This is a genomic window from Stenotrophomonas sp. FSL W7-1447 (assembly GCF_037966425.1).
In the GTDB taxonomy this organism is placed as follows: domain Bacteria; phylum Pseudomonadota; class Gammaproteobacteria; order Xanthomonadales; family Xanthomonadaceae; genus Stenotrophomonas; species Stenotrophomonas pavanii.
This window is the reverse complement of the sequence record NZ_CP150199.1, coordinates 117,240-135,794: the sequence shown is the minus strand read 5'-3', so window position 1 is coordinate 135,794 and position 18,555 is coordinate 117,240. Positions and strand designations below refer to the sequence as shown.

14 protein-coding genes are annotated in these 18,555 nt (G+C 68.9%); 3 read left to right on the top strand and 11 right to left on the bottom strand.

From position 1 onward, the window contains the following. Nucleotides 1–25: 25 nt before the first annotated feature. The 9 genes from NSQ78_RS00565 to NSQ78_RS00525 all read right to left on the bottom strand — a co-directional run bounded on the left by NSQ78_RS00565 (nucleotide 26) and on the right by NSQ78_RS00525 (nucleotide 8,983). Entirely contained in the window at nucleotides 26–637 is a 612-nt protein-coding gene (locus NSQ78_RS00565) for a YbhB/YbcL family Raf kinase inhibitor-like protein (protein ID WP_064237386.1), read from the bottom strand. 10 nt (nucleotides 638–647) lie between these two features. Further along, on the bottom strand, nucleotides 648–2,717 hold the full coding sequence (locus NSQ78_RS00560; protein ID WP_064237385.1) for a tetratricopeptide repeat protein: 2,070 nt from the start codon (nucleotides 2,715–2,717) through the stop codon (nucleotides 648–650). Nucleotides 2,718–2,773: 56 nt separating this feature from the next. Further along, the gene (locus NSQ78_RS00555; RefSeq protein ID WP_049466306.1) at nucleotides 2,774–3,763 is read right to left on the bottom strand and encodes an alpha/beta fold hydrolase; all 990 of its coding nucleotides are present in this window, start codon (nucleotides 3,761–3,763) and stop codon (nucleotides 2,774–2,776) included. A 52-nt stretch (nucleotides 3,764–3,815) separates the two neighbouring features. After that, nucleotides 3,816–4,607: a lysophospholipid acyltransferase family protein gene (locus tag NSQ78_RS00550; RefSeq protein ID WP_049466274.1), complete on the bottom strand. Its 792-nt coding sequence runs from the start codon at nucleotides 4,605–4,607 to the stop codon at nucleotides 3,816–3,818. A 118-nt stretch (nucleotides 4,608–4,725) separates the two neighbouring features. Continuing rightward, nucleotides 4,726–5,160: a hotdog fold thioesterase gene (locus tag NSQ78_RS00545; protein ID WP_049466272.1), complete on the bottom strand. Its 435-nt coding sequence runs from the start codon at nucleotides 5,158–5,160 to the stop codon at nucleotides 4,726–4,728. A 10-nt stretch (nucleotides 5,161–5,170) separates the two neighbouring features. Beyond that, nucleotides 5,171–7,219, bottom strand: coding sequence for a phospholipase D family protein (locus NSQ78_RS00540; RefSeq protein WP_049466270.1), 2,049 nt, complete (start codon nucleotides 7,217–7,219; stop codon nucleotides 5,171–5,173). Continuing rightward, nucleotides 7,216–7,833 (bottom strand): YceI family protein, encoded by a 618-nt coding sequence (locus tag NSQ78_RS00535; protein WP_049466268.1) that lies wholly within the window; start codon nucleotides 7,831–7,833, stop codon nucleotides 7,216–7,218. Before NSQ78_RS00535 ends, NSQ78_RS00540 begins: the two co-directional genes overlap by 4 nt. A gap of 4 nt (nucleotides 7,834–7,837) precedes the next feature. After that, nucleotides 7,838–8,314, bottom strand: coding sequence for a histidine phosphatase family protein (locus tag NSQ78_RS00530; RefSeq protein WP_049466266.1), 477 nt, complete (start codon nucleotides 8,312–8,314; stop codon nucleotides 7,838–7,840). 39 nt (nucleotides 8,315–8,353) lie between these two features. Next, nucleotides 8,354–8,983 carry a ParA family protein gene (locus NSQ78_RS00525; protein WP_005420986.1) on the bottom strand — a complete coding sequence of 210 codons (630 nt, stop codon included), beginning with the start codon at nucleotides 8,981–8,983 and terminating at the stop codon, nucleotides 8,354–8,356. Between the two features lie 123 nt (nucleotides 8,984–9,106). Here NSQ78_RS00525 and NSQ78_RS00520 point away from each other — a divergent pair, with 123 nt between their 5' ends. Further along, nucleotides 9,107–10,591 carry an AAA family ATPase gene (locus NSQ78_RS00520; RefSeq protein ID WP_049466262.1) on the top strand — a complete coding sequence of 495 codons (1,485 nt, stop codon included), beginning with the start codon at nucleotides 9,107–9,109 and terminating at the stop codon, nucleotides 10,589–10,591. Between the two features lie 390 nt (nucleotides 10,592–10,981). Here the strand turns inward: NSQ78_RS00520 and NSQ78_RS00515 are convergent, their stop codons facing one another. Beyond that, nucleotides 10,982–11,617 carry a hypothetical protein gene (locus NSQ78_RS00515; protein WP_049466260.1) on the bottom strand — a complete coding sequence of 212 codons (636 nt, stop codon included), beginning with the start codon at nucleotides 11,615–11,617 and terminating at the stop codon, nucleotides 10,982–10,984. A 170-nt stretch (nucleotides 11,618–11,787) separates the two neighbouring features. Here NSQ78_RS00515 and NSQ78_RS00510 point away from each other — a divergent pair, with 170 nt between their 5' ends. Beyond that, on the top strand, nucleotides 11,788–15,474 hold the full coding sequence (locus NSQ78_RS00510) for an indolepyruvate ferredoxin oxidoreductase family protein (protein WP_064237384.1): 3,687 nt from the start codon (nucleotides 11,788–11,790) through the stop codon (nucleotides 15,472–15,474). 82 nt (nucleotides 15,475–15,556) lie between these two features. Here the strand turns inward: NSQ78_RS00510 and NSQ78_RS00505 are convergent, their stop codons facing one another. Next, the gene (locus NSQ78_RS00505) at nucleotides 15,557–16,171 is read right to left on the bottom strand and encodes a DUF938 domain-containing protein (protein WP_064237383.1); all 615 of its coding nucleotides are present in this window, start codon (nucleotides 16,169–16,171) and stop codon (nucleotides 15,557–15,559) included. Between the two features lie 752 nt (nucleotides 16,172–16,923). Here NSQ78_RS00505 and NSQ78_RS00500 point away from each other — a divergent pair. Beyond that, entirely contained in the window at nucleotides 16,924–18,555 is a 1,632-nt protein-coding gene (locus NSQ78_RS00500; protein ID WP_064237382.1) for a TldD/PmbA family protein, read from the top strand.

The following is an 18,555-nucleotide window of genomic DNA, read 5'->3' as shown; positions in this document are numbered from 1 at the left end:
GGCCGGCACGACCCGTCATGCCGCCTCAGCCCAGCGCCGGATTCAAAGTGTAGGTGCCGTGCAGCGCCGCTTCGGCCAGCACGTGGCCGTGCATGGCCCTGTAGGCGTCGGCGGCGGTGAAGCGTTCCGGCAGCTGCAGCGACGCCACGTCCAGCGCGAACACGCGGAAGAAGTAGCGGTGCACGCGTTCGTCGTTGAACGGCGGGTAGGGGCCGTCATAGCCCAGATAATCGCCGGCCATGTCCGGATTGCCTGCGAACCAGCCGGTGAAGTCGTTCAGGCCCTGGCGGCTGCCGGCCGGGCCGGCCGGTGCGGACTTACCCTTCACCACGAAGCCGTCGCTGCAGCTGCCTGCGGCAATCTCGCGCACCGAGGCCGGGATATCGGCCATCACCCAGTGCACGAAATCGCCGCGCGGCTGGTCGCGCGGCACGCTCATGTCGGTGCGCCCGACCGTTTCCGGCACCGTCGGCACGTCCGGATCGACGCATACCAGCAGGAACGAACGGGTGCCCTCCGGCACCCCGCTCCACGCCAGGTGCGGATTGCGGTCCGGTGCGAAACCTGCGGCATCGCCGGCGGCGAACTCACGGTCGATCGGCGCACCATTGGCCAGGCTGTGGCTGCTCAGCTGCATTGCATTCTCCTCACTCTTCCGGATAGCCCAGGCGCACCGCGATCGGGGTGAGCTTGGCGAAGGCGGCGCTCATCACGTCGCGGTAGTTGCGCCAGTGGCCCGGCGGGAACCGCGGCGCGCCCAGCTGCGCGGCCGGCGGCATCGGCCGTTCGAACAGGCGGCCCAGCAGATCGGCCATCGCCTGCGGATCGTTGCCGATCTGGTCGATGCGCAGCAGCACCTGCGGATACAGGTCGTCCTCGTGCAGGGCGGCAACCTGGGCCAGCGCGCGCGCCAGCCATTCGCTGGCTTCGGCCAGCGAGGTCATCGCCAGCGGCGCGGCCGCACCGTAGGCCACCCAGTCCAGCAGCATGTCGCGCGGGTCGCGCAGCACCACCAGCAGGCGGCCCTGCGGCAGCTGCGGGCGCAGCGCCCACAGCAGCGCGTTGTCCCACCACAGCAGCCAGTCGATGATCGCGTCGTCCTGCACGCCGCGCGACGGCAGCTGTTCGCGCCAGCGCTGCACCAGCCGCTCCGGGGTCAGCACGCCGGAAGCGAGGTCCTGCAGCGTGTGGTAGTTCTGGAACGCGTCGTCGGGTGCGCTGGAGGTGTAGCGGTCGCTGCGCAGCACCGGGCTGGCGGCGGCCAGGCCGGTTGCCACGCGTTCCACGCCCGACCCCGGTGCCCCCCACAGGAAGATCGGCGCGGAAGTGGCCTGCGCATCGATCTCGCCCTTGTCCGGCCAGCTCGGCGGCGCCTTGGCCTGCGGCGGCAGCGGCAGGCGCTGCGGTGCCTGGTCGGCCTGCAGCGCCAGCCAGGTCTGCAGCGCGTCTTCGTGCTGCCCGGCGCGATCCTGGATCTCGCCCAGCCAGGTGCGCAGGTCGGCGCGGTGGCCTTCGGGGGCCATCTGGATCAGTGCCTGCACGCGGGCGATGGCGGCGGCCGGATCGCGCTGCAGCAGGCCTTCGACCAGGCGGGTCTCGCCGCTGACGCGGCCCGGCTCAAGGCTGACGATGCGCTCGGCGATCGCTTCGGCCTGGGCGTGTTCGCCCACCATGTCGTGCAGCCGCAGGCGCGCTTCCAGCGCCGGCAGGTGGCCCGGCATCGTGTCCATCCAGCGCTCGACCGTGGCGGCAGCAGTGGGACTGCCGACCTCTTCCACCGCCAGGCGCGCCAGCCACAGGTCGTGCAGCTGCGGGTGCTGCTCCAGCGCGGCATCCAGGCGTGCGCGTGCTTCGTCTTCGCGGCCCAGGCGCTGCCAGGACATCAGCAGCAGCTGCAGCACCTCGCGGTCGCCGGGCGCCGATTCCAGCAACGGCAGCAGGTGTTCCAGCGCCTGCAGCGGCTGGCCGCTGCGCAGCGCCAGTTCGCCAGCCAGGCGGCGCATCGACGGCGTATCCATGCCCTGCTGCTGCAGTGCGACCTGCATGGCTTCGGCGGCGGCTTCCAGGTTGCCCTGGCGCATGGCCAGCTGCACCACCAGGCCATGCAGCGAGGAGATCGCCGGGTTCAGCTCCAGCACGCGGCGGAATGCCTGTTCGGCGAAGGCCAGCATGTCCTTGCCCAGGTAGGCGAAGCCCAGTGCGTAGAGCACGCGGGGGTCGTTGGGCTGGGCCTGGTTGGCGGCCGACAGCAGCCTCAGCGCGCGATCGGGGTCATCGCGGCGCAGCGCGATCATGCCGTCGATGGTCAGCAGTTCCGGGTGGTCCGGTTCGACGCGCGAAGCCAGGGTGGACAGTCGCTGTGCTTCGTCGAAATCATTGCGGCCGATCGCCAGGTGGGCCTGCATCAGGTACGCGGCAAACGCGTTCGGGTCCAGCCCGGTGGTGCGGGTCAGGGCCTCGCCGGCGCCCTCGAACTGGCGCAGGGCCAGCAGCAGGCCGGCGTGCTGCAGGTGCAGCTGGGCATCGTCCGGGGCCAGCTGCAGCGCCTGCTGCAGGGCGTCCATCGCGTCCTCGGCCCTGCCCTGCTGCTGCAGCGCAAGCGCCAGCCAGCGGTGGGCCGCGGCCTGGCCGGGTTCATCGTAAGTCCATGCCTGGGCCAGCTGCACGGCCTGGTCGGCCTCGTTCTGGCGCAACGCTTGGATGATCTGGTCTTGCATGGCGGTCCGGTTCAAGGGCAAACCCGCATTGTAGCGGCCTGCGCGCCCGTGCCGGTTCAGCCTTGCAGCACGCGCCGCAGCCGCTGCGCCACCCAGCGTTCGGAGAAGCCATCCCCCCGCCAGTTTTCCAGGAAGCCGCAGTGGCCTCCCCAGCAGGCGGTTTCCAGGTGCGCCTGGCGCGGCAGCTGCCAGTCGCTGAAGGTCGCGTACGGGATTACCGGATCGTCCTGCGCCATCAGGATGTCGGCCGGCACCTGCAGCGTGGCCAGGCGATCGCCGGCGATCGAGTAACCATCGAAATAGGCCTGCAACGAGCCGAAGCTGGTGTGGCGCTCGACCAGCCAGGCGGTCAGCGCGCGGATGTCCAGCTTCAGCACGCGGTCGTCGCAGTCGCTCAGTTCGGGGAACAGATCGCGCTTGCGCCGCAACGAACCGGCCCACTTGCGGCGGAAATACCAGTCGTACATCGCCGGACCGTTCTCGATGTTCTCCATGGTCAAGCCCGGGTCCAGCACCGGGCATACCGACGCCACGCGCAGCAGCGGCACGCCGGCCGCCGGCGCGCGCAGGGCCAGGCGCAGCACGAAGTTGCCGCCCAGCGAGTAACCCGCGGCCACCAGTGGCAGCTGCGGCCAGCGCTGGGCGATGTCGCCCGCGGCATGCACCACTTCGTCGATCAGGTTGGAGTGGAAGATGCCGGGGTTGAGATGATGGGTATTGCCGTGGTCGCGGAAGTTCAGCCGTACCACGTCGAAGCCCTGCTCGAGCATGCGCGCGGCCGCCATGCGCATGTAGCTGGATTCGGCGCTGCCTTCCCAGCCGTGCAGCAGCAGCGCCATGCCCTTGGGCTCGCGGCCTTCGATATGGCTGTGCCAGCCCTGAAGGCGCACGCCATCGCCGCCATCGAGAATCAGCTCTTCGCTGACCGCGCCGGTCGCGGCCAGCAACAGCAGGCCGCGCTGCAGGCGCATGCGGCTGGAGCTGAGCATCGATTGCAGGTGCGGGTTGCGCAGCCAGCGCGGCGGCTGGTAGTCAGCCGCGTGCAACGTCGGCGTGCCGGCGTCCAGGACGGGTGGCGGGATCAGGGCCACCGCACCCTCACCCGGTGCTCATGGCCGCCACGATGCGCGCGCGCGACGTCTCCGCGATGCGCCGACGGCCTTCCAGGTCCTGCGCACCGATGGGTGCCAGGAAATGCACTTCCGCACGCCGCGCCGGCTCGCCGAGCAGGCGCAGGAAATTGGCGAAGAAGCTCTCGCCGGGGCCGAAGGCGACAATGGTCTGCGCATCACCGTTGGCCCCGTACACCAGCGCCACCGGCTGCACCGGCACGCCGGTTTCCACCGCAGCCTGGAAGATGCGCGCATGGAACGGGCCAACTTCGTGGCCCCCGCGGGTACGCCCTTCCGGGAACACGCCCACCGCCTTGCCTTCGCGCAGGCGATCGGCCATCACCTGCATCACGCCACCGAGCGATTCGGTGTTGCCGCGCTGGTGGAAGATGGTCTGGCCACGCGCGGCCAGCCACCCGACCAGCGGCCAGCTGGCGATCTCGCGCTTGGCGACGAAGCCCATCATGCGCTGGCTGTGCAGGATGCAGATGTCGACCCAGCTGACGTGGTTGGCGACGAACAGCACGGCGCCGGGCAGCGGCGTGCCGATCTGCACCAGGCGGAAGCCGAAGATCCACATCAGCCCCCCCTGCCACCAGTTGACCACTTTGGCCCCCAGGGTCGCCTCGCCCACGCGCAGTTCGCCCCACGGCCGAAGCATGCCGATCAGGATGAGCGGCAGGAACACGATGATGTGGACCAACAGCAGCGGTACGCGGTACAGGTAACGGCACACACGCGCCACGCCGCCGCGGGGGGCCGGAGTGGGGGAAGTCATCCGCGCACGATACCGGAGGGCCGTCATCGCTGCCAGCCGATTTAGGCCATAACTGCCATTGACCGGGGCAATCGGCAGGGAACGCTGGGTTCTGCTGCCGTCACCGGCCTTCCGGGGCTCAGCCGTGGCCGGCCGCGACCACCGCCAGGGTCAGCCGCGAGATGCATACCAGCCGGCCCTGCTCATCCTCGATGCGGATCTCCCACAGCTGGGTGCTGCGGCCGACGTGCAGCGCGCGCGCGGTGCCGGTGACGGTGCCCGAGCGCACGGCGCGCACATGGTTGGCGTTGATTTCCAGGCCCACGCAGACCTGCTGCGCCGTGTCCACGCACAGGTTGCCGGCGCTGCTGCCCAGGGTTTCAGCCAGCACCACCGACGCGCCGCCGTGCAGGATGCCGTAGGGCTGGCGGGTGCGCTCGTCCACCGGCATGGTGGCCTGCAGCCAGTCGTCACCGGCCGCGCTGAAGACAATGCCCAACGACGCGATCGCGGTGTTGCGGCTGAGCGCATTGAGCTGCTCGAGGGAAACGGCTTCGCGGAACACCTGGGTCATGCGGGCACCTTCAGAGGATGGGAACGAGGCCGGCACCGAATGCGGTCAGCATGCGGACCAGCAGCCACTTCGGGCCGACATTGACCTCGGGGAAGTCGCCCACGGCGACGTAGCAGCGGTGGAAGTCCGGGTCCTGCCGGGGCAGCGGCTGCGGGCAGTCCGGGCCGGGCTTGAACTCGTAGTCGGTGGCATAGCGCCACGGCCAGAAGTCGAGGATCGGCAGCGCTTCGGAGGCCTTGCCGACGCTGTAGTTCAGCCCGGACAGCACCGGCGGCTTGGCCCGCGGGGCCACCGTCCACGAATTCTGCGGGTGGGTGTCGCGCAGGATGCTCTCGGCCAGCTGCTCGGCGAAGGCCGGGTCATCGATGATGACCGCGCCTTCGGTGTTGTAGTTCTCGCTGCGCGGATCGAAGTTGTGGGTGCCGACCACGCCGATGCGGCGATCGACCACCAGCGACTTGGCATGCAGGCCCATGCGCGCGCCCTTGCGGGTGACCGGCAGCGGCTTGTTGACCGCCTTGCTGCCCAGGAACGAGGGCCGCGTCTCGGTGCGCAGCAGGCGGGTCTCGACCTCGCTGCCGGCCGCGCGGCGACGTTCGCGTGCGTTCTGGTACGCGCTGCCGGTGCGCGGATGGTTCACCGGCGCCTGCCTGGCAGGCGCCGCGGGCGCGTCGCGGCGGTCGCCGGCATTGCTGCCGGCGGCGCTGCCGCCGATCAGCGGGTTGCGTCCACCGTCGTCGTCGCCCCCGGGTGCGGCGATCGGATCAGGCAGCAGGTTGCGGTAGTCGACCGGGGCATCCAGCGGGAACGGCTTGTACTCGAAGATGTTGAAGCCCAGTTCGCGCATGTTGCGCCGCTTGTACTTGTACGACAGCGCATACACGATCGGATTGTCGGTGGCCGCCAGGCTGTTGCTGGACACCACCACCCGCGGCGGCTGCGGTCGCTTGCGCAGCTCGCGGAACAGCGCCTGCGCCGGCTTGGACAGCACCAGGTACGGGGTCTGCAGGATCACTTCCTTCTGCGCGCCAGCAATCAGCGCATCCAGCTGCGGCTCGGTCACGTGCTGGCCGGCCAGTGGCGCATCGGCCTTCTGGCGCCGGTGCTTGCGTGGCAGGTCGGCGACATAGCGCACCGACGCCACCGGCAGCGCGGTATCGACGAACGCGCGGGTGACGAAGTCCATGTCGTTGGCCTCGGCACTGACCCGCTGCACCCGCTCGGGGCGGCGGAAGCTGGCCGGTGGCAGGGCCGGCACGCCTTCGCGCAGCAGGGTCCGGCCGACATCGTTCAGGCGCTCGGCCGGCACGCTGCGCTGGGCACGCCAGAAGGCATCGAAGTTGGCTGCCATCGCACGCGCTTCGGGGCCGGCAATCAGCACGTCGCGGTCGCGGAAGTTGTACTCGCGGTCCCAGTCGTAATAGTCATCCTGGTAGTTGCGGCCTCCGACCACGCCGATCGCATCGTCGATCACCAGCAGCTTGTTGTGCATGCGCTGGTTGAAGCGGCGGAAGCAGCACAGCACGCTGCCGGCATAGTCGAAGTAGTTCAGCCGGGCCTTGCCGAAGGTCGGGTTGTAGACCCGCAGCTGGAAGTTCTGGTGGGCGCCGGACAGCGCGCCGAGGATCTGCAGGTCGGAGATCGCCGAGAGCTGGTCGATCAGCACCCGCACCTTCACCCCGCGCCGCGATGCGGCCAGCAGCTCGTCGATGACCAGCCGGGCGCTGTCGTCCTTGTCGAAGATGTAGGTCTGCAGGTCGATGCTGCGGGTGGCGCTGCGCAGCAGGTTCAGGCGCGCGACGAGGGCACCCTCGCCCTCGTCGAGCAGCGTGGCGTAGTGGCGCGGCTGCTGCGGGGTGGATTCGGTGAACGCCCGGCCGGCCAACGCGCGCAGCGGCGAGTCCTGCGCGCAGCGGTCGGCGCGCTGGCAGTCCACCTGGCTGGAGCGCGCCTGCACGGCGATCGCCTCGGCGCGATCGCGTTCGGCATGCGAGAGCGATGCACAACCGCTGCCCAGCAACACGGTTGCCAGCGCCAGTACACGCAGCAGGAGGTTCACGGTTTCGGCGCCTCGCTCAGGCGCGCACGCAATACGAAGGTCACTCGGTCACTCAAGGCAAGCTGCCAGCTGTCCATTCCATACCGGCCTCGCTGCACGGTACCGCGGCTGACGACATCGCAATCATAGCCGGGTCGGGCGCACTCCGCTTTCTCGACCCGCAGCGACTCGGGATGGCTGATGCCGCGCAGGGTCAGCCGGCCCTGGATGTCGCCGCCCTGCTCCACGGTCTCCGGCCAGTAGGGCAGCGAGTCGAACTCGACCACCGGATGGCGCCCGGCATCGAAGAACTCCTCGCCGCGCATCCAGCCGGTATAGCGCGCCTTGCCGGGGATCTCCACCGAGCGGGTGAACATCTTCAGGTGCACCTGGTGGCGGCCGTCGGACAGGATCTCGATGCGCCCCTCGAAATGCGGGAACACGCCTTCGATGCGCTGGCCGAAGCGGGTCCGCACTTCGAAACCGATCCGCGAGCGCTGGGTATCCAGCCGCAATGGCCGGGGTGCTTCGGCCGACACCGCCGGCAACGGGGTCGGCGGGGGCGCCGCAGCCCAGGCCGGGCCGAGCGCCAGCAACGCGGGCAGCAGGAAGCGGCCGCGCCGCACCCGGCTCATCGGATCACGGCCACCAGAACGCGTTCAGGCTGGCCACGCCCGGTTCGATCGTGGCCTCGCGCGGGAAGCCCAGCACGGCGATGCCGGCCGGCGGCATGCCACGGTAGTCGCTGCTGGTGCCCTCGGTCATCAGCGCCACCAGGCGCTCCAGGCCCGGGTTGTGGCCGACGATCAGCACCCGATCGAGGTCGCGGCGCTCATCCACCAGTGCCGCCAGGGTGCCCGGGGTGGCCTCGTAGATCCGGTCTTCCAGGCGCTTTTCCACATACCCGATGGCGGCCAGCACCGCCTCCAGGGTCTCGCGCGTGCGCCGCGCCGGCGAGCACAGCACGCAGTCGGGCAGCAGGTTGTTGTCCTTCAGCCACTTGCCGGCGGCCTCGGCTTCGGCCAGACCGACCGGCGACAACGGCCGATCGAGGTCGGCCTGGCCGGGGGTGGCCGGTTCGGCATGGGCATGGCGCAGCAGGATCAATTCACGCATCGCGGGTTTCCATGAAAAAGAGGATGGAGACGTGCAGCCTTACAGCTTCAGCCAGGACAGCAGCGGCTCCCAGTCGGCCTGGTGCTCGCGCACCTGGGCCGAGCGGTAGTCGAACAGGCTGCGGCCCAGGCCGGTCATGACCACGTAGCTCTGGCTGTCACGCAGCTGCGCGACCACCGGGTACGGCCACTCGGCCAGCATCTGCAGCGCCTGCTGCGAGGTCTGGGTCCAGGGTTTGGTACGGTTGAGCACCAGCCCCACCGGCAGCTTGCGGCTGTGCACGCGCGGGTTCTGGGCCAGGCTGTTGAGGAAGCCGACGATGGCTTCGATATCCAGCGCCGAGGGCAGCACCGGCACCACCACGGCATCGGCCGCGTCCAGGAAATGGGGGATATCGTCGGCGAGCGCACCGGCCGGCGCATCAATGATGACGGTATCGGTACCGTCGGGCAGCTTCTGCGCCCACTGCTTCTTCCGATACACGTCGATGGGAAGCACCGCGCTCTCCAGCCCGGCACGCCGTTGCGCCCAGCGGGTGCTGGAGCCCTGCGGGTCGGCATCGGCGATCACCGTGGCCTTGCCCTGCAATGCCGCGTACGCGGCCAGGTGGGTGGCGACGGTGGTCTTGCCCACCCCGCCCTTGGAACCGGCCACCAGGATCGTCTTCATGCCAGCCTCGCTTCCGGGTACGTGCCCCGAGCGTACACCGGCGGTGGTGACGGGAGGTAGCACCGTGCTGAACCGGTGGCCATCGCCTTTGCTATCGTGGCGCCCCCGAAGGATCGAACCGCCATGAGCGAACTGCAGGACCTGAGCGCACTGATCCGCGCCAACACCCCCCTGATCGTGATCGAGACCCAGGACGAGGGTCGCATCGTCGAGCTGTTCCGGCAGACGCTGATGCACGTGTGGCGGGCCCTGCACCGCTGGTCCATCACCGAGGGCCTGCGCCGCATCGACCTGGACCGCGAAGACGCGGCGGTCGGCCCCCCCGATGCCAGCGCTGCGTTGCAGATGATCCGCCAGGCCGACCAGCGTGGCGTCTACCTGCTGCTCGATTTTCACCCCTACCTGGGCTATGCCAGCCACCAGCGCGCCCTGCGCGACCTGATCCAGCGCCGCCACAGCGAACCGCATGTGCTGGTGCTGATCGGCGCCAAGGTCGAACTGCCGGCCGAGCTGGAAGCGCTGGCGGTGCGCTTCAACCCGCGACTGCCCGATGCCAACGCGCTGCTGAAGATGCTGCGCGAAGAGGCCGACGCCTACGCCCGCGAGCACGGCGGCCGCCGCGTCGAGGTCGACAGCGAGGCAGTGAAGAAGATCCTGAAGAACCTGCAGGGCCTGAGCCTGGTCGATGCCCGCCGCATCGCACGCCAGTTGATCTACGCCGACGGTGCGCTGCGCGATGACGACCTGCCGCAGCTGGCGCGGCTGAAGTTCGAGCTGCTCAACCGCAGCGGCCACCTGTTCTTCGAGCATGACAGCGCGCGCTTCGGTGACGTGGCCGGCGCCAACCGGCTCAAGCGCTGGATCAACCAGCGCCGGGTGGCCTTCATCGCCGGTTCGGCACCGGCCGGCCTGGACCCGCCGCGCGGCATGCTGCTGCTGGGCGTGCAGGGCTGCGGCAAATCGATGCTGGCCAAGGCCACGGCCGCCGGCTTCGGCGTCCCGCTGCTGCGCCTGGACGTGGGCGCGCTCTATAACAAGTACCACGGCGAGACCGAGGCCAACCTGCGCCAGGCCTTGGCCTCGGCCGAGCAGCTGGCGCCCTGCGTGTTGTGGATGGACGAGATCGAGAAGGGCCTGGCCAGCGGTGGCGAGGACGGCGGCGTGTCGCGCCGCGTGCTCGGTTACCTGCTGACCTGGATGGCCGAGCGCAAGGCGCCGGTGTTCATCGTCGCCACTGCCAACCAGGTGCACGAGCTGCCGGCCGAGCTGCTGCGCAAGGGCCGTTTCGACGAGATCTTCTTCGTCGACCTGCCCACGCCTGAGGTGCGTGTGGAGCTGCTGCGGCTGCACCTGGGCCGGCGCCAGCTCAATGGCGACGACTTCGCGCTGCCGGCGCTGGCGGCGGCGGCGAATGGCTTCTCCGGCGCAGAGATCGAGCAGGCGATCGTGGCCGGGCTGTATGCAGCGCATGCGGAAGGCCGGCCGCTGGACACCGAGCTGCTGATGAACGAGATCCGCGCGACCCGACCGCTGTCGGTGCTGATGGCCGAGCAGGTCGAGGCGTTGCGGGCATGGGCGTCGGGGCGGACGGTTTCCGCGGACGATTGAAGTGGACGCGCAAAAGCAAAAGCGCTTGGCTGGCCGCTCTTGAGCGCATGGGCTCAGATCCGTTTTCCTCTGGAAAACGGATCTGACCCCAGTTCGATTTCTATCCCGGGCAGATCGCATCCACACATGGCGTGGATCGACCGTGCCGACCAAGGTCGACACCTACCAACAGCCGCCGGAACCTGTCGGAGGCGGGGTACTGTGGGTTTGCGGGGGGCCAGATCAGTGAGCCGCATGGATGCGGCGACCAAGCCCCCATGGATGGGTTTACGGCGGCCCCGCAAACCCACAGTGCCCCGCCCCATCCCTCAGGAAACCCGCTTTGGCTTTGGCTTTGGCTCCAGCCCTTGCCTCTGCGGGTGCCGGGTGCAACCCGGCCGCCCCCTACCCTCAGGGCCAGGCCGGCGGGGCAGCCGCCCACGCCTGCTGCACTTCCGCCAGCGAGGCGCGCTCGTCGTCACGCCACAGCGGCAGCAACTGCGCATAGCGGCTGCTGTCGCTCCATTGCGCCGGCTCGGTGCGTACCGCCGCGGCATACCACTGCACCGCCTCCTGCTTCTGCCCGGCCCGCCACAACGCCAGCGCATAGGTGGGCGGCAACCAGGCCGGCTTGCTCAGTGAACCACCGGCGGCGGCCTGCCATTGCTCCAGGGCGGCCTCGGCCTTGCCCTGGCGCAGCAGGTCCCAGCCGTAGTTCCAGCGCACGCCGCGGCCCAGGCTGCCCTGCACCGGCGCGTCCTTCAGTGCCTCGCGATACAGCTGTTCCCCCAGTTCGGTGCGGCCCTGGGCGATGGCCACCGACGCCAGCTGGACGGTGGCTTCGACCGTACGCCGGCCACGTTCGCGCTGTTTCAGCAGCTGCGCCACCAGCGCATCACCTTCGGCCTGGACCACGACCATCGGCGCGGCGGCCGCATCGCTGTCGAAGTAGAACTCCTGTGGTGCCGGCACGACCGGCGCGGCCCACACCGGGGCCGTTCCCGAGACCAGCAGCATGCTGCCCAGGATCTTTCCTGCAACTGACATCCCATCTCCCCCAGACCGCAACTGCAGCCTCCCTCTCTCTCCCCGATCCTAACCGCAGCATGGCTGCGGGCGCGAGTGCCGGGGCGGCCGGAGCCTCGCTGCTACAATTCGCGCCTTTCCCGCCGCGTGCCCGCACGCGGCCGGTGCCAGCCGATCCTACCGGGCCAGCCATGACCAGTACCGCGCAACTCACTTCGCCCTCTTCCGCCGACCTGATCGACCGTGACTACACGCTCGACCACAAGTACACCCGCAACGAGGGGCGGATCTACCTGAGTGGCGTACAGGCGCTGGTACGGCTGCCCCTGATGCAGCGCCTGCGCGATGCCGCCGAAGGCATCGACAGTGCCGGCTTCGTCAGCGGCTACCGCGGCAGCCCGCTGGGCGGCTTCGATCTGGAGCTGTGGCGGGCGCGCAAGCACCTGGAAGCCGCCCGGGTGAAGTTCACCCCGGGCCTGAACGAGGACCTGGGCGCCACCATGGTGTGGGGCACCCAGCAGACCAACCTGTTCCCCGGCGCCAACGTGCAGGGCGTGTTTGGGATGTGGTACGGCAAGGGTCCGGGCGTGGACCGCTGCGGCGACGTGTTCAAGCACGCCAATGCCGCCGGCACCTCGCGCTACGGCGGCGTGCTGGCGCTGGCCGCCGATGACCATGCCTGCCGTAGTTCGACCCTGCCACATGGCAGCGAGGACGAGTTCGTCAGCGCGATGATGCCGGTGCTGAACCCGGCCGGCGTGCAGGACATCCTGGACATGGGCCTGCTGGGCTGGGCGATGAGCCGCTACACCGGGCGCTGGGTCGGCTTCAAGACCATCGCCGAGACGGTCGAATCGTCGGCCTCGGTCGAGGTCGACCCGATGGCGCGCCGCATCGTGCTGCCGGAAGACTTCGAAATGCCCTCGGGCGGCCTCAACATCCGCTGGCCGGACCCGCCGCTGGACCAGGAAATGCGCCTGCACCGCTATGCGGTGAAGGCGGCACAGGCGTTCGCCCGCGCCAACGGCATCGACAGGGTGGTGATGGATGCGCCGCGCGCGCGGCTGGGCATCGTCACCACCGGCAAGAGCTACCTGGACGTGCTGCAGGCGCTGGAATACCTGGGCCTGGACGAAGCCGCGTGCGCCGACATCGGCATCCGCGTGTACAAGGTCGGCATGACCTGGCCGCTGGAGCCGCAGGGCATCGCGCGCTTCGCGCAGGGCCTGGAAGACATCATCGTGGTGGAGGAGAAGCGCGCCTTCATCGAGCGCCAGATGAAGGAACAGTTCTTCAACTGGCCGGCCAGCTGGGGCCAGCGCCCGTCCATCGTCGGCAAGTACGACGAGAGCGGCGAATGGATCCTGCCGTCCACCGGTGAACTGACCCCGGCCACCATCGCCGGCGTGATCGGCCGCCGCATCCAGAAGTTCTTCAACAACGCGTCGATCGAGCAGCGCCTGCAGTGGATGCAGGAGAAGGAAGCCGAGCTGGCGTTGCCGCGCGCCAGCTTCCCGCGCGTGCCGCATTACTGCTCGGGCTGCCCGCACAACACGTCCACCAACGTGCCGGAAGGCTCGCGTGCGCTGGCCGGCATCGGTTGCCATTACATGGTGACCTGGATGGACCGCAGCACCGATACCTTCACCCACATGGGCGGCGAAGGCGTGACCTGGGCCGGGCAGGCGCCGTTCACCGATACCCCGCACGTGTTCCAGAACCTCGGCGACGGCACCTACTTCCACAGTGGTTCGCTGGCGATCCGGCAGGCGGTCGCCGCCGGCGTCAACATCACTTACAAGATCCTCTACAACGATGCCGTGGCGATGACCGGCGGCCAGCCGGTGGACGGCCCGCTGAGCGTGCCGGACATCGCCAGGCAGATGCGCGCCGAAGGCATCCACACCATCGTGGTGCTGTCGGACAACATCGGCAAGTGGACCGCCCAGCGCGAGCACTTCCCCAGCGATGTCGAGTTCCACGACCGCAGCGAACTGGATGAGGTGCAGAAGCGCCTGCGCGAGGTGAAGGGTGTTTCGATCCTGATCTACGAACAGACCTGTGCCACCGAGAAGCGCCGGCGCCGCAAGCGCGGCAAGCTGGAAGATCCGCAGAAGCGGGTGATGATCAACTCGCTGGTCTGCGAAGGTTGCGGCGACTGTGGCAAGAAGAGCTTCTGCGTGTCGGTGCTGCCGAAGGAAACCGAGTTCGGGCGCAAGCGCGAGATCGACCAGTCCAACTGCAACAAGGACTATTCCTGCGTGAACGGGTTCTGCCCGAGCTTCGTCACCGTGCACGGCGGCCAGCCGCGCAAGGGCAGCAAGCGCGATGCCTCCACCCTGCTGGACAATCTGCCGGCACCAACCATCCGCGGCACGCTGGAACAGCCCTGGAACATCCTGATCACCGGCGTCGGCGGTACCGGCGTGGTGACCATCGGTGCGCTGCTGGGCATGGCCGGCCACCTGGAAGGCAAGGGCGCGACCGTGCTCGACCAGACCGGCCTGGCGCAGAAGGGCGGTGCGGTGACCACGCATATCCGTATTGCACGCCGCCCGGACGACATCCACGCCGTGCGCATCGCCGCCGGTGAGGCCGACCTGGTGCTGGGCTGCGACATGGTGGTGGTGAACGACTACTGGGCATTGTCGAAGGTGCGTGCCGGCCGTTCGCAGGTCGTGCTGAACACCTACGAAGCCATGCCCGGTACCTTCACCACGCGCCCGGACATGCAGTTCCCGGCCGCCGACATCATCGCCGGCGTGCGCGTGGCCTTGGGCGGCCAGGAGCCGCTGCTGCTGGATGCCACCCAGCTGGCCACCGCCCTGCTGGGCGATGCCATCGCCGCCAACCTGTTCATCCTCGGCTACGCGTGGCAGCAGGGCCTGGTGCCGCTGTCGTTCGAATCGCTGATGCGCGCCATCGAACTCAACGGTGCCGCCGTGGCGATGAACCAGCAGGCCTTTGCCTGGGGCCGCCTGGCCGTGGTCGACCCGCAGGCGGTGCAGCAGGCCGCCGGCCTGGTGCGCAACCGCCACACCGACACCGAATCCACCCCGGGCCCGCTGCATCCGCTGCCGCCGGGCGAGTGGGAAGGCAATGAATGGGGTGCGACCGCGGCACCGCGCAACACCGGTGACGAACGCGAACTGCGCGGCCTGCCTGCGCACGGCGGGGACGTGGCGTTCCTGCCGCTGGACGACGCCCGCCTGTCGCGCTCGCTGGATGAAATGATCGAGCGCCGCGCGGCGTTCCTGGTCGAGTACCAGGACGCGGCCTACGCCAACCGCTACCGCAGCCTGGTCGAGCGCGTGCGCCGCGCCGAAGCCGATTGCATCGGCGGCTCCACGGCGCTGACCGAGACCGTGGCCCGCTATCTGTTCAAGCTGATGGCGTACAAGGACGAGTACGAGGTGGCCCGCCTGTACACCAGCGGCGACTTCCAGCGCCGCCTGCAGCAGCAGTTCGAGGGTGACTACCAGCTGCGCTTCCACCTGGCACCGCCGCTGTTTGCGAAGAAGGACGAGCAGGGCCGGCTGTTGAAGAAGGAATACGGGCCGTGGATGTTCAAGGCCTTCGGCCTGCTGGCCAGGTTGAAGTTCCTGCGGGGCGGTCGCTTCGATGTGTTCGGCCGCACGGCCGAGCGCCGCATGGAACGCACGCTGATCACCGACTACGAGGCCACCGTGCAGGTGCTGCTGGATGGCCTGGACGATGATCGCCTGGCACTGGCGGTGGAGATCGCCAGCATTCCCGAGCACATCCGCGGCTTCGGCCACGTCAAGGAAGCGCATTTCGAACAGGCCAAGGCGCGCGAAGCGGTTCTGCTGGCTCAGTGGCGCAACCCGAAGGCGCTGCACATCGTGCAGGTGGCGTAAGGCCGCGGAACAGGTAATGCCGGCCGCTGGCCGGCATCCATCCTGGCAATCGGTGCGGCCAGCGGCGGGCACTACCGGCGGTTCAGCCCAGCCGCCACAGCAGCAACCGGTTGTTGGTCGGCATCGCGACATTCCCCAGCCGGGTGAATCCGTTGTCGGCCGCCAGCGCCTGCACCGCCTCGCTGTCGCGGATGCCGCTGCGCGGATCCCGCGCCTTCAGCCAGGCGTCAAACTGCGCGTTGCTGTCGCTGGTGTAGCGACCGCCGTAGTTGAACGGGCCATACACCGCCAGCAGCGCGCCGTGGCGCAGTACCGCAGGCAGCGCGGCGAACAGTGCCTGCACATGCGCCCAGCTCATGATGTGCAGGGTGTTGGCGCTGAATGCGGCGTCGAACATGCTGCCTTCCGGCAGGCTCAGGCCGTTCGCCGGCGGCAGCTCCACCTGCAGTGCCACCGGCGGCAGCAGGTTCAGCAGCGCCGCTTCCGCGCGCCAGGCCTCGATGCCGGGCAGATGGTCCGGATGGTCGGTGGGCTGCCAGCGCAGCCAGGGCCAACGCTCGGCGAAGAACGCCGCGTGCTGGCCGGTGCCACTGCCGATTTCCAGCAGCCGATGACGGTCGCCCATCCACGGGTCGAGCGCGGCGGCGATGGGTTCGCGGTTGCGCTCGCAGGCTGCTGAATACGGCTTGCTCGACATCAGGACGGTGTCCAGGCGGGGTCGGCCCCATTGTGCACGAGGGGGGTGTTCCGAGCAGGGCTGCGCCCTGCACCTGCTCAGAGCCGGAGCAACGGCAACAGCAACAGCAACAGCGGGCTTCCTGTGGGATGGCGGGGCGGATCCGGTTGCGGGGGACGCCGTGAATCCGTCCATGGAGGCTCGGTCGCGCCATCCATGGCGCTCACGCCCCCGCAACCGGACCCACCCCGCCTTCGACAGTTTCCTGCGGTCTGTTGGGACGTCATGGGGTCAGATCCGTTTTCCGAAGGAAAACGGATCTGACCCCGGTTCCATTTCGATATCTGACAGATGTGTCGACCAAGGTCGACACCTACCAACAGCCGCAGGGATCTGTCAGAGGCGGGGCGGTGTGGGTGGGCCGGACCGTTGGCGCCATGGATGGCGCCATCGAGCCCCCAGGGGTGAGGGCGCTTTGCTTGCGAAGCACTGCTTCGCAAGCGCCCGAACGCACAGCCGCCAGCGGCTGGGCCGGTCTGGGGGTTTACGGCGTGTCCTGCCCACCCACACCGCCCCGCCATCCCTCAGCAAGTCTGCTGTTGCTGTTGCTGTTGCTCCGGCTCTGGGCAGGTGCAGGGCGCAGCCCTGCCGAAACCCTCCCCAACCATGACTGCAGTCACTTGCCCGGTGGCGCCGCGCTGGCGAAAGTCGAGGAGTTGACGTGATCGGTCCGGCCCGTTGCCAACCGCACGCAAGCGAGAGAGAGAAACGCTGTGCAACGACGTGAGTTCCTGGCTTTTTCCGGTCTGGGCCTGGCGGGCCTGCTGCTGCCGCATTCCCGTGCCATCGCCGCCGAGCAACTGCTCGCCCCGGTCGACCCCCTCCAGCGCCGACGCCTGGCGGACGTTGCGCTGGCGACCGCACGCACGGCCAAGGCCAGCTACTGCGATGTGCGCATCGGCCGCTACCTCAACCAGTCGGTCATCACCCGCGAGCACCAGGTCGGCAATGTGACCAACCGCGAATCGTCCGGCGTGGGCGTGCGGGTGATCGTCAACGGGGCCTGGGGCTTCGCCGCCACCCACCAGCAGACCGAGGCCGCGGTCCGCGCGGCGGTGGAGCAGGCCGCCGCGATCGCCCGCGCCAACGCCAGCATCCAGACCCGGCCGGTGCAGCTGGCGCCGACGCCGCCGGTCGGGGAGGTGCGCTGGCAGACCCCGATCCGCAGGAACGCGATGGCGGTGCCGATCCAGGACAAGGTCGAGCTGCTGCTGGCACTCAATGCGGCCGCGCTGAATGCGGGCGCCGACTACATCAATTCCACCCTGTTCCTGGTCAACGAACAGAAATACTTCGCCTCCAGCGACGGCTCGTTCATCGACCAGGACATCCACCGCATCTGGTTGCCGTTCACCGCCACCGCCATCGACAAGGCCAGCGGCAAGTTCCGCACCCGCGCCGGCCTGTCGTCGCCGATGGGCATGGGCTACGAGTTCCTTGATGGCGATGCGCGCGGCAAGGTGCAGCTGCCCGGTGGCATCACCGCCTACCGCGATTCCTACGACCCGGTCGAGGACGCCATTGCGGCCGCGCGCCACGCGCGCGAGAAACTGAAGGCGCCGTCGGTGAAGCCCGGCAAGTACGACCTGGTGCTGGACCCGTCCAACCTGTTCCTGACCATTCACGAGAACGTCGGCCACCCACTGGAGCTGGACCGCGTGCTCGGCTACGAAGCCAACTACGCCGGCACCAGCTTCGCCACGCTGGACAAGCGCGACGCCGGCTTCCGCTGGGGCAGCGACATCGTCACCTTCTTCGCCGACAAGACCCAGCCGGGCAGCCTCGGTGCGGTCGGCTACGACGACGAGGGCGTAAAGACCCAGCGCTGGGACCTGGTGCGCGACGGCATCCTGGTCGATTACCAGGCCACCCGCGATGAAGCCCACATCCTCGGCCGCGATGCCTCGCACGGCTGCAGCTATGCCGATTCCTGGTCCAGCGTGCAGTTCCAGCGCATGGCCAATGTCTCGCTGGCGCCGGGCAAACAGCCGCTCAGCGTCGAGGACATGATCAAGGACGTGGAGAACGGCATCTACATCCATGGCCGCGGGTCGTATTCGATCGACCAGCAGCGCTACAACGCGCAGTTCGGCGGCCAGCTGTACTACCAGATCAAGGACGGAAAGATCGCCGGCATGGTCGAGGACGCGGCCTACCAGATCCGCACGCCGGAATTCTGGAACGCCTGCACCGCCATCTGCGACGAGCGGGATTTCCGCCTGGGCGGTTCGTTCTTCGATGGCAAGGGCCAGCCCGGCCAGGTCTCGGCGGTCTCGCACGGTTCGTCCACCACCCGCTTCAACGGCATCAACATCATCAACACCGCGCGCAGTCTCGGCGCTTGA

Coding starts and splice junctions, on each gene's coding strand:
- NSQ78_RS00515 (WP_049466260.1), bottom strand. CDS start 11,617: ATGTCAGTTGCAGGAAAGATCCTGGGCAGCATGCTGCTGGTCTCGGGA.
- NSQ78_RS00535 (WP_049466268.1), bottom strand. CDS start 7,833: ATGAGCCGGGTGCGGCGCGGCCGCTTCCTGCTGCCCGCGTTGCTGGCG.
- NSQ78_RS00560 (WP_064237385.1), bottom strand. CDS start 2,717: ATGCAAGACCAGATCATCCAAGCGTTGCGCCAGAACGAGGCCGACCAG.
- NSQ78_RS00525 (WP_005420986.1), bottom strand. CDS start 8,983: ATGAAGACGATCCTGGTGGCCGGTTCCAAGGGCGGGGTGGGCAAGACC.
- NSQ78_RS00510 (WP_064237384.1), top strand. CDS start 11,788: ATGACCAGTACCGCGCAACTCACTTCGCCCTCTTCCGCCGACCTGATC.
- NSQ78_RS00545 (WP_049466272.1), bottom strand. CDS start 5,160: ATGACCCAGGTGTTCCGCGAAGCCGTTTCCCTCGAGCAGCTCAATGCG.
- NSQ78_RS00565 (WP_064237386.1), bottom strand. CDS start 637: ATGCAGCTGAGCAGCCACAGCCTGGCCAATGGTGCGCCGATCGACCGT.
- NSQ78_RS00505 (WP_064237383.1), bottom strand. CDS start 16,171: ATGTCGAGCAAGCCGTATTCAGCAGCCTGCGAGCGCAACCGCGAACCC.
- NSQ78_RS00530 (WP_049466266.1), bottom strand. CDS start 8,314: ATGCGTGAATTGATCCTGCTGCGCCATGCCCATGCCGAACCGGCCACC.
- NSQ78_RS00550 (WP_049466274.1), bottom strand. CDS start 4,607: ATGACTTCCCCCACTCCGGCCCCCCGCGGCGGCGTGGCGCGTGTGTGC.
- NSQ78_RS00520 (WP_049466262.1), top strand. CDS start 9,107: ATGAGCGAACTGCAGGACCTGAGCGCACTGATCCGCGCCAACACCCCC.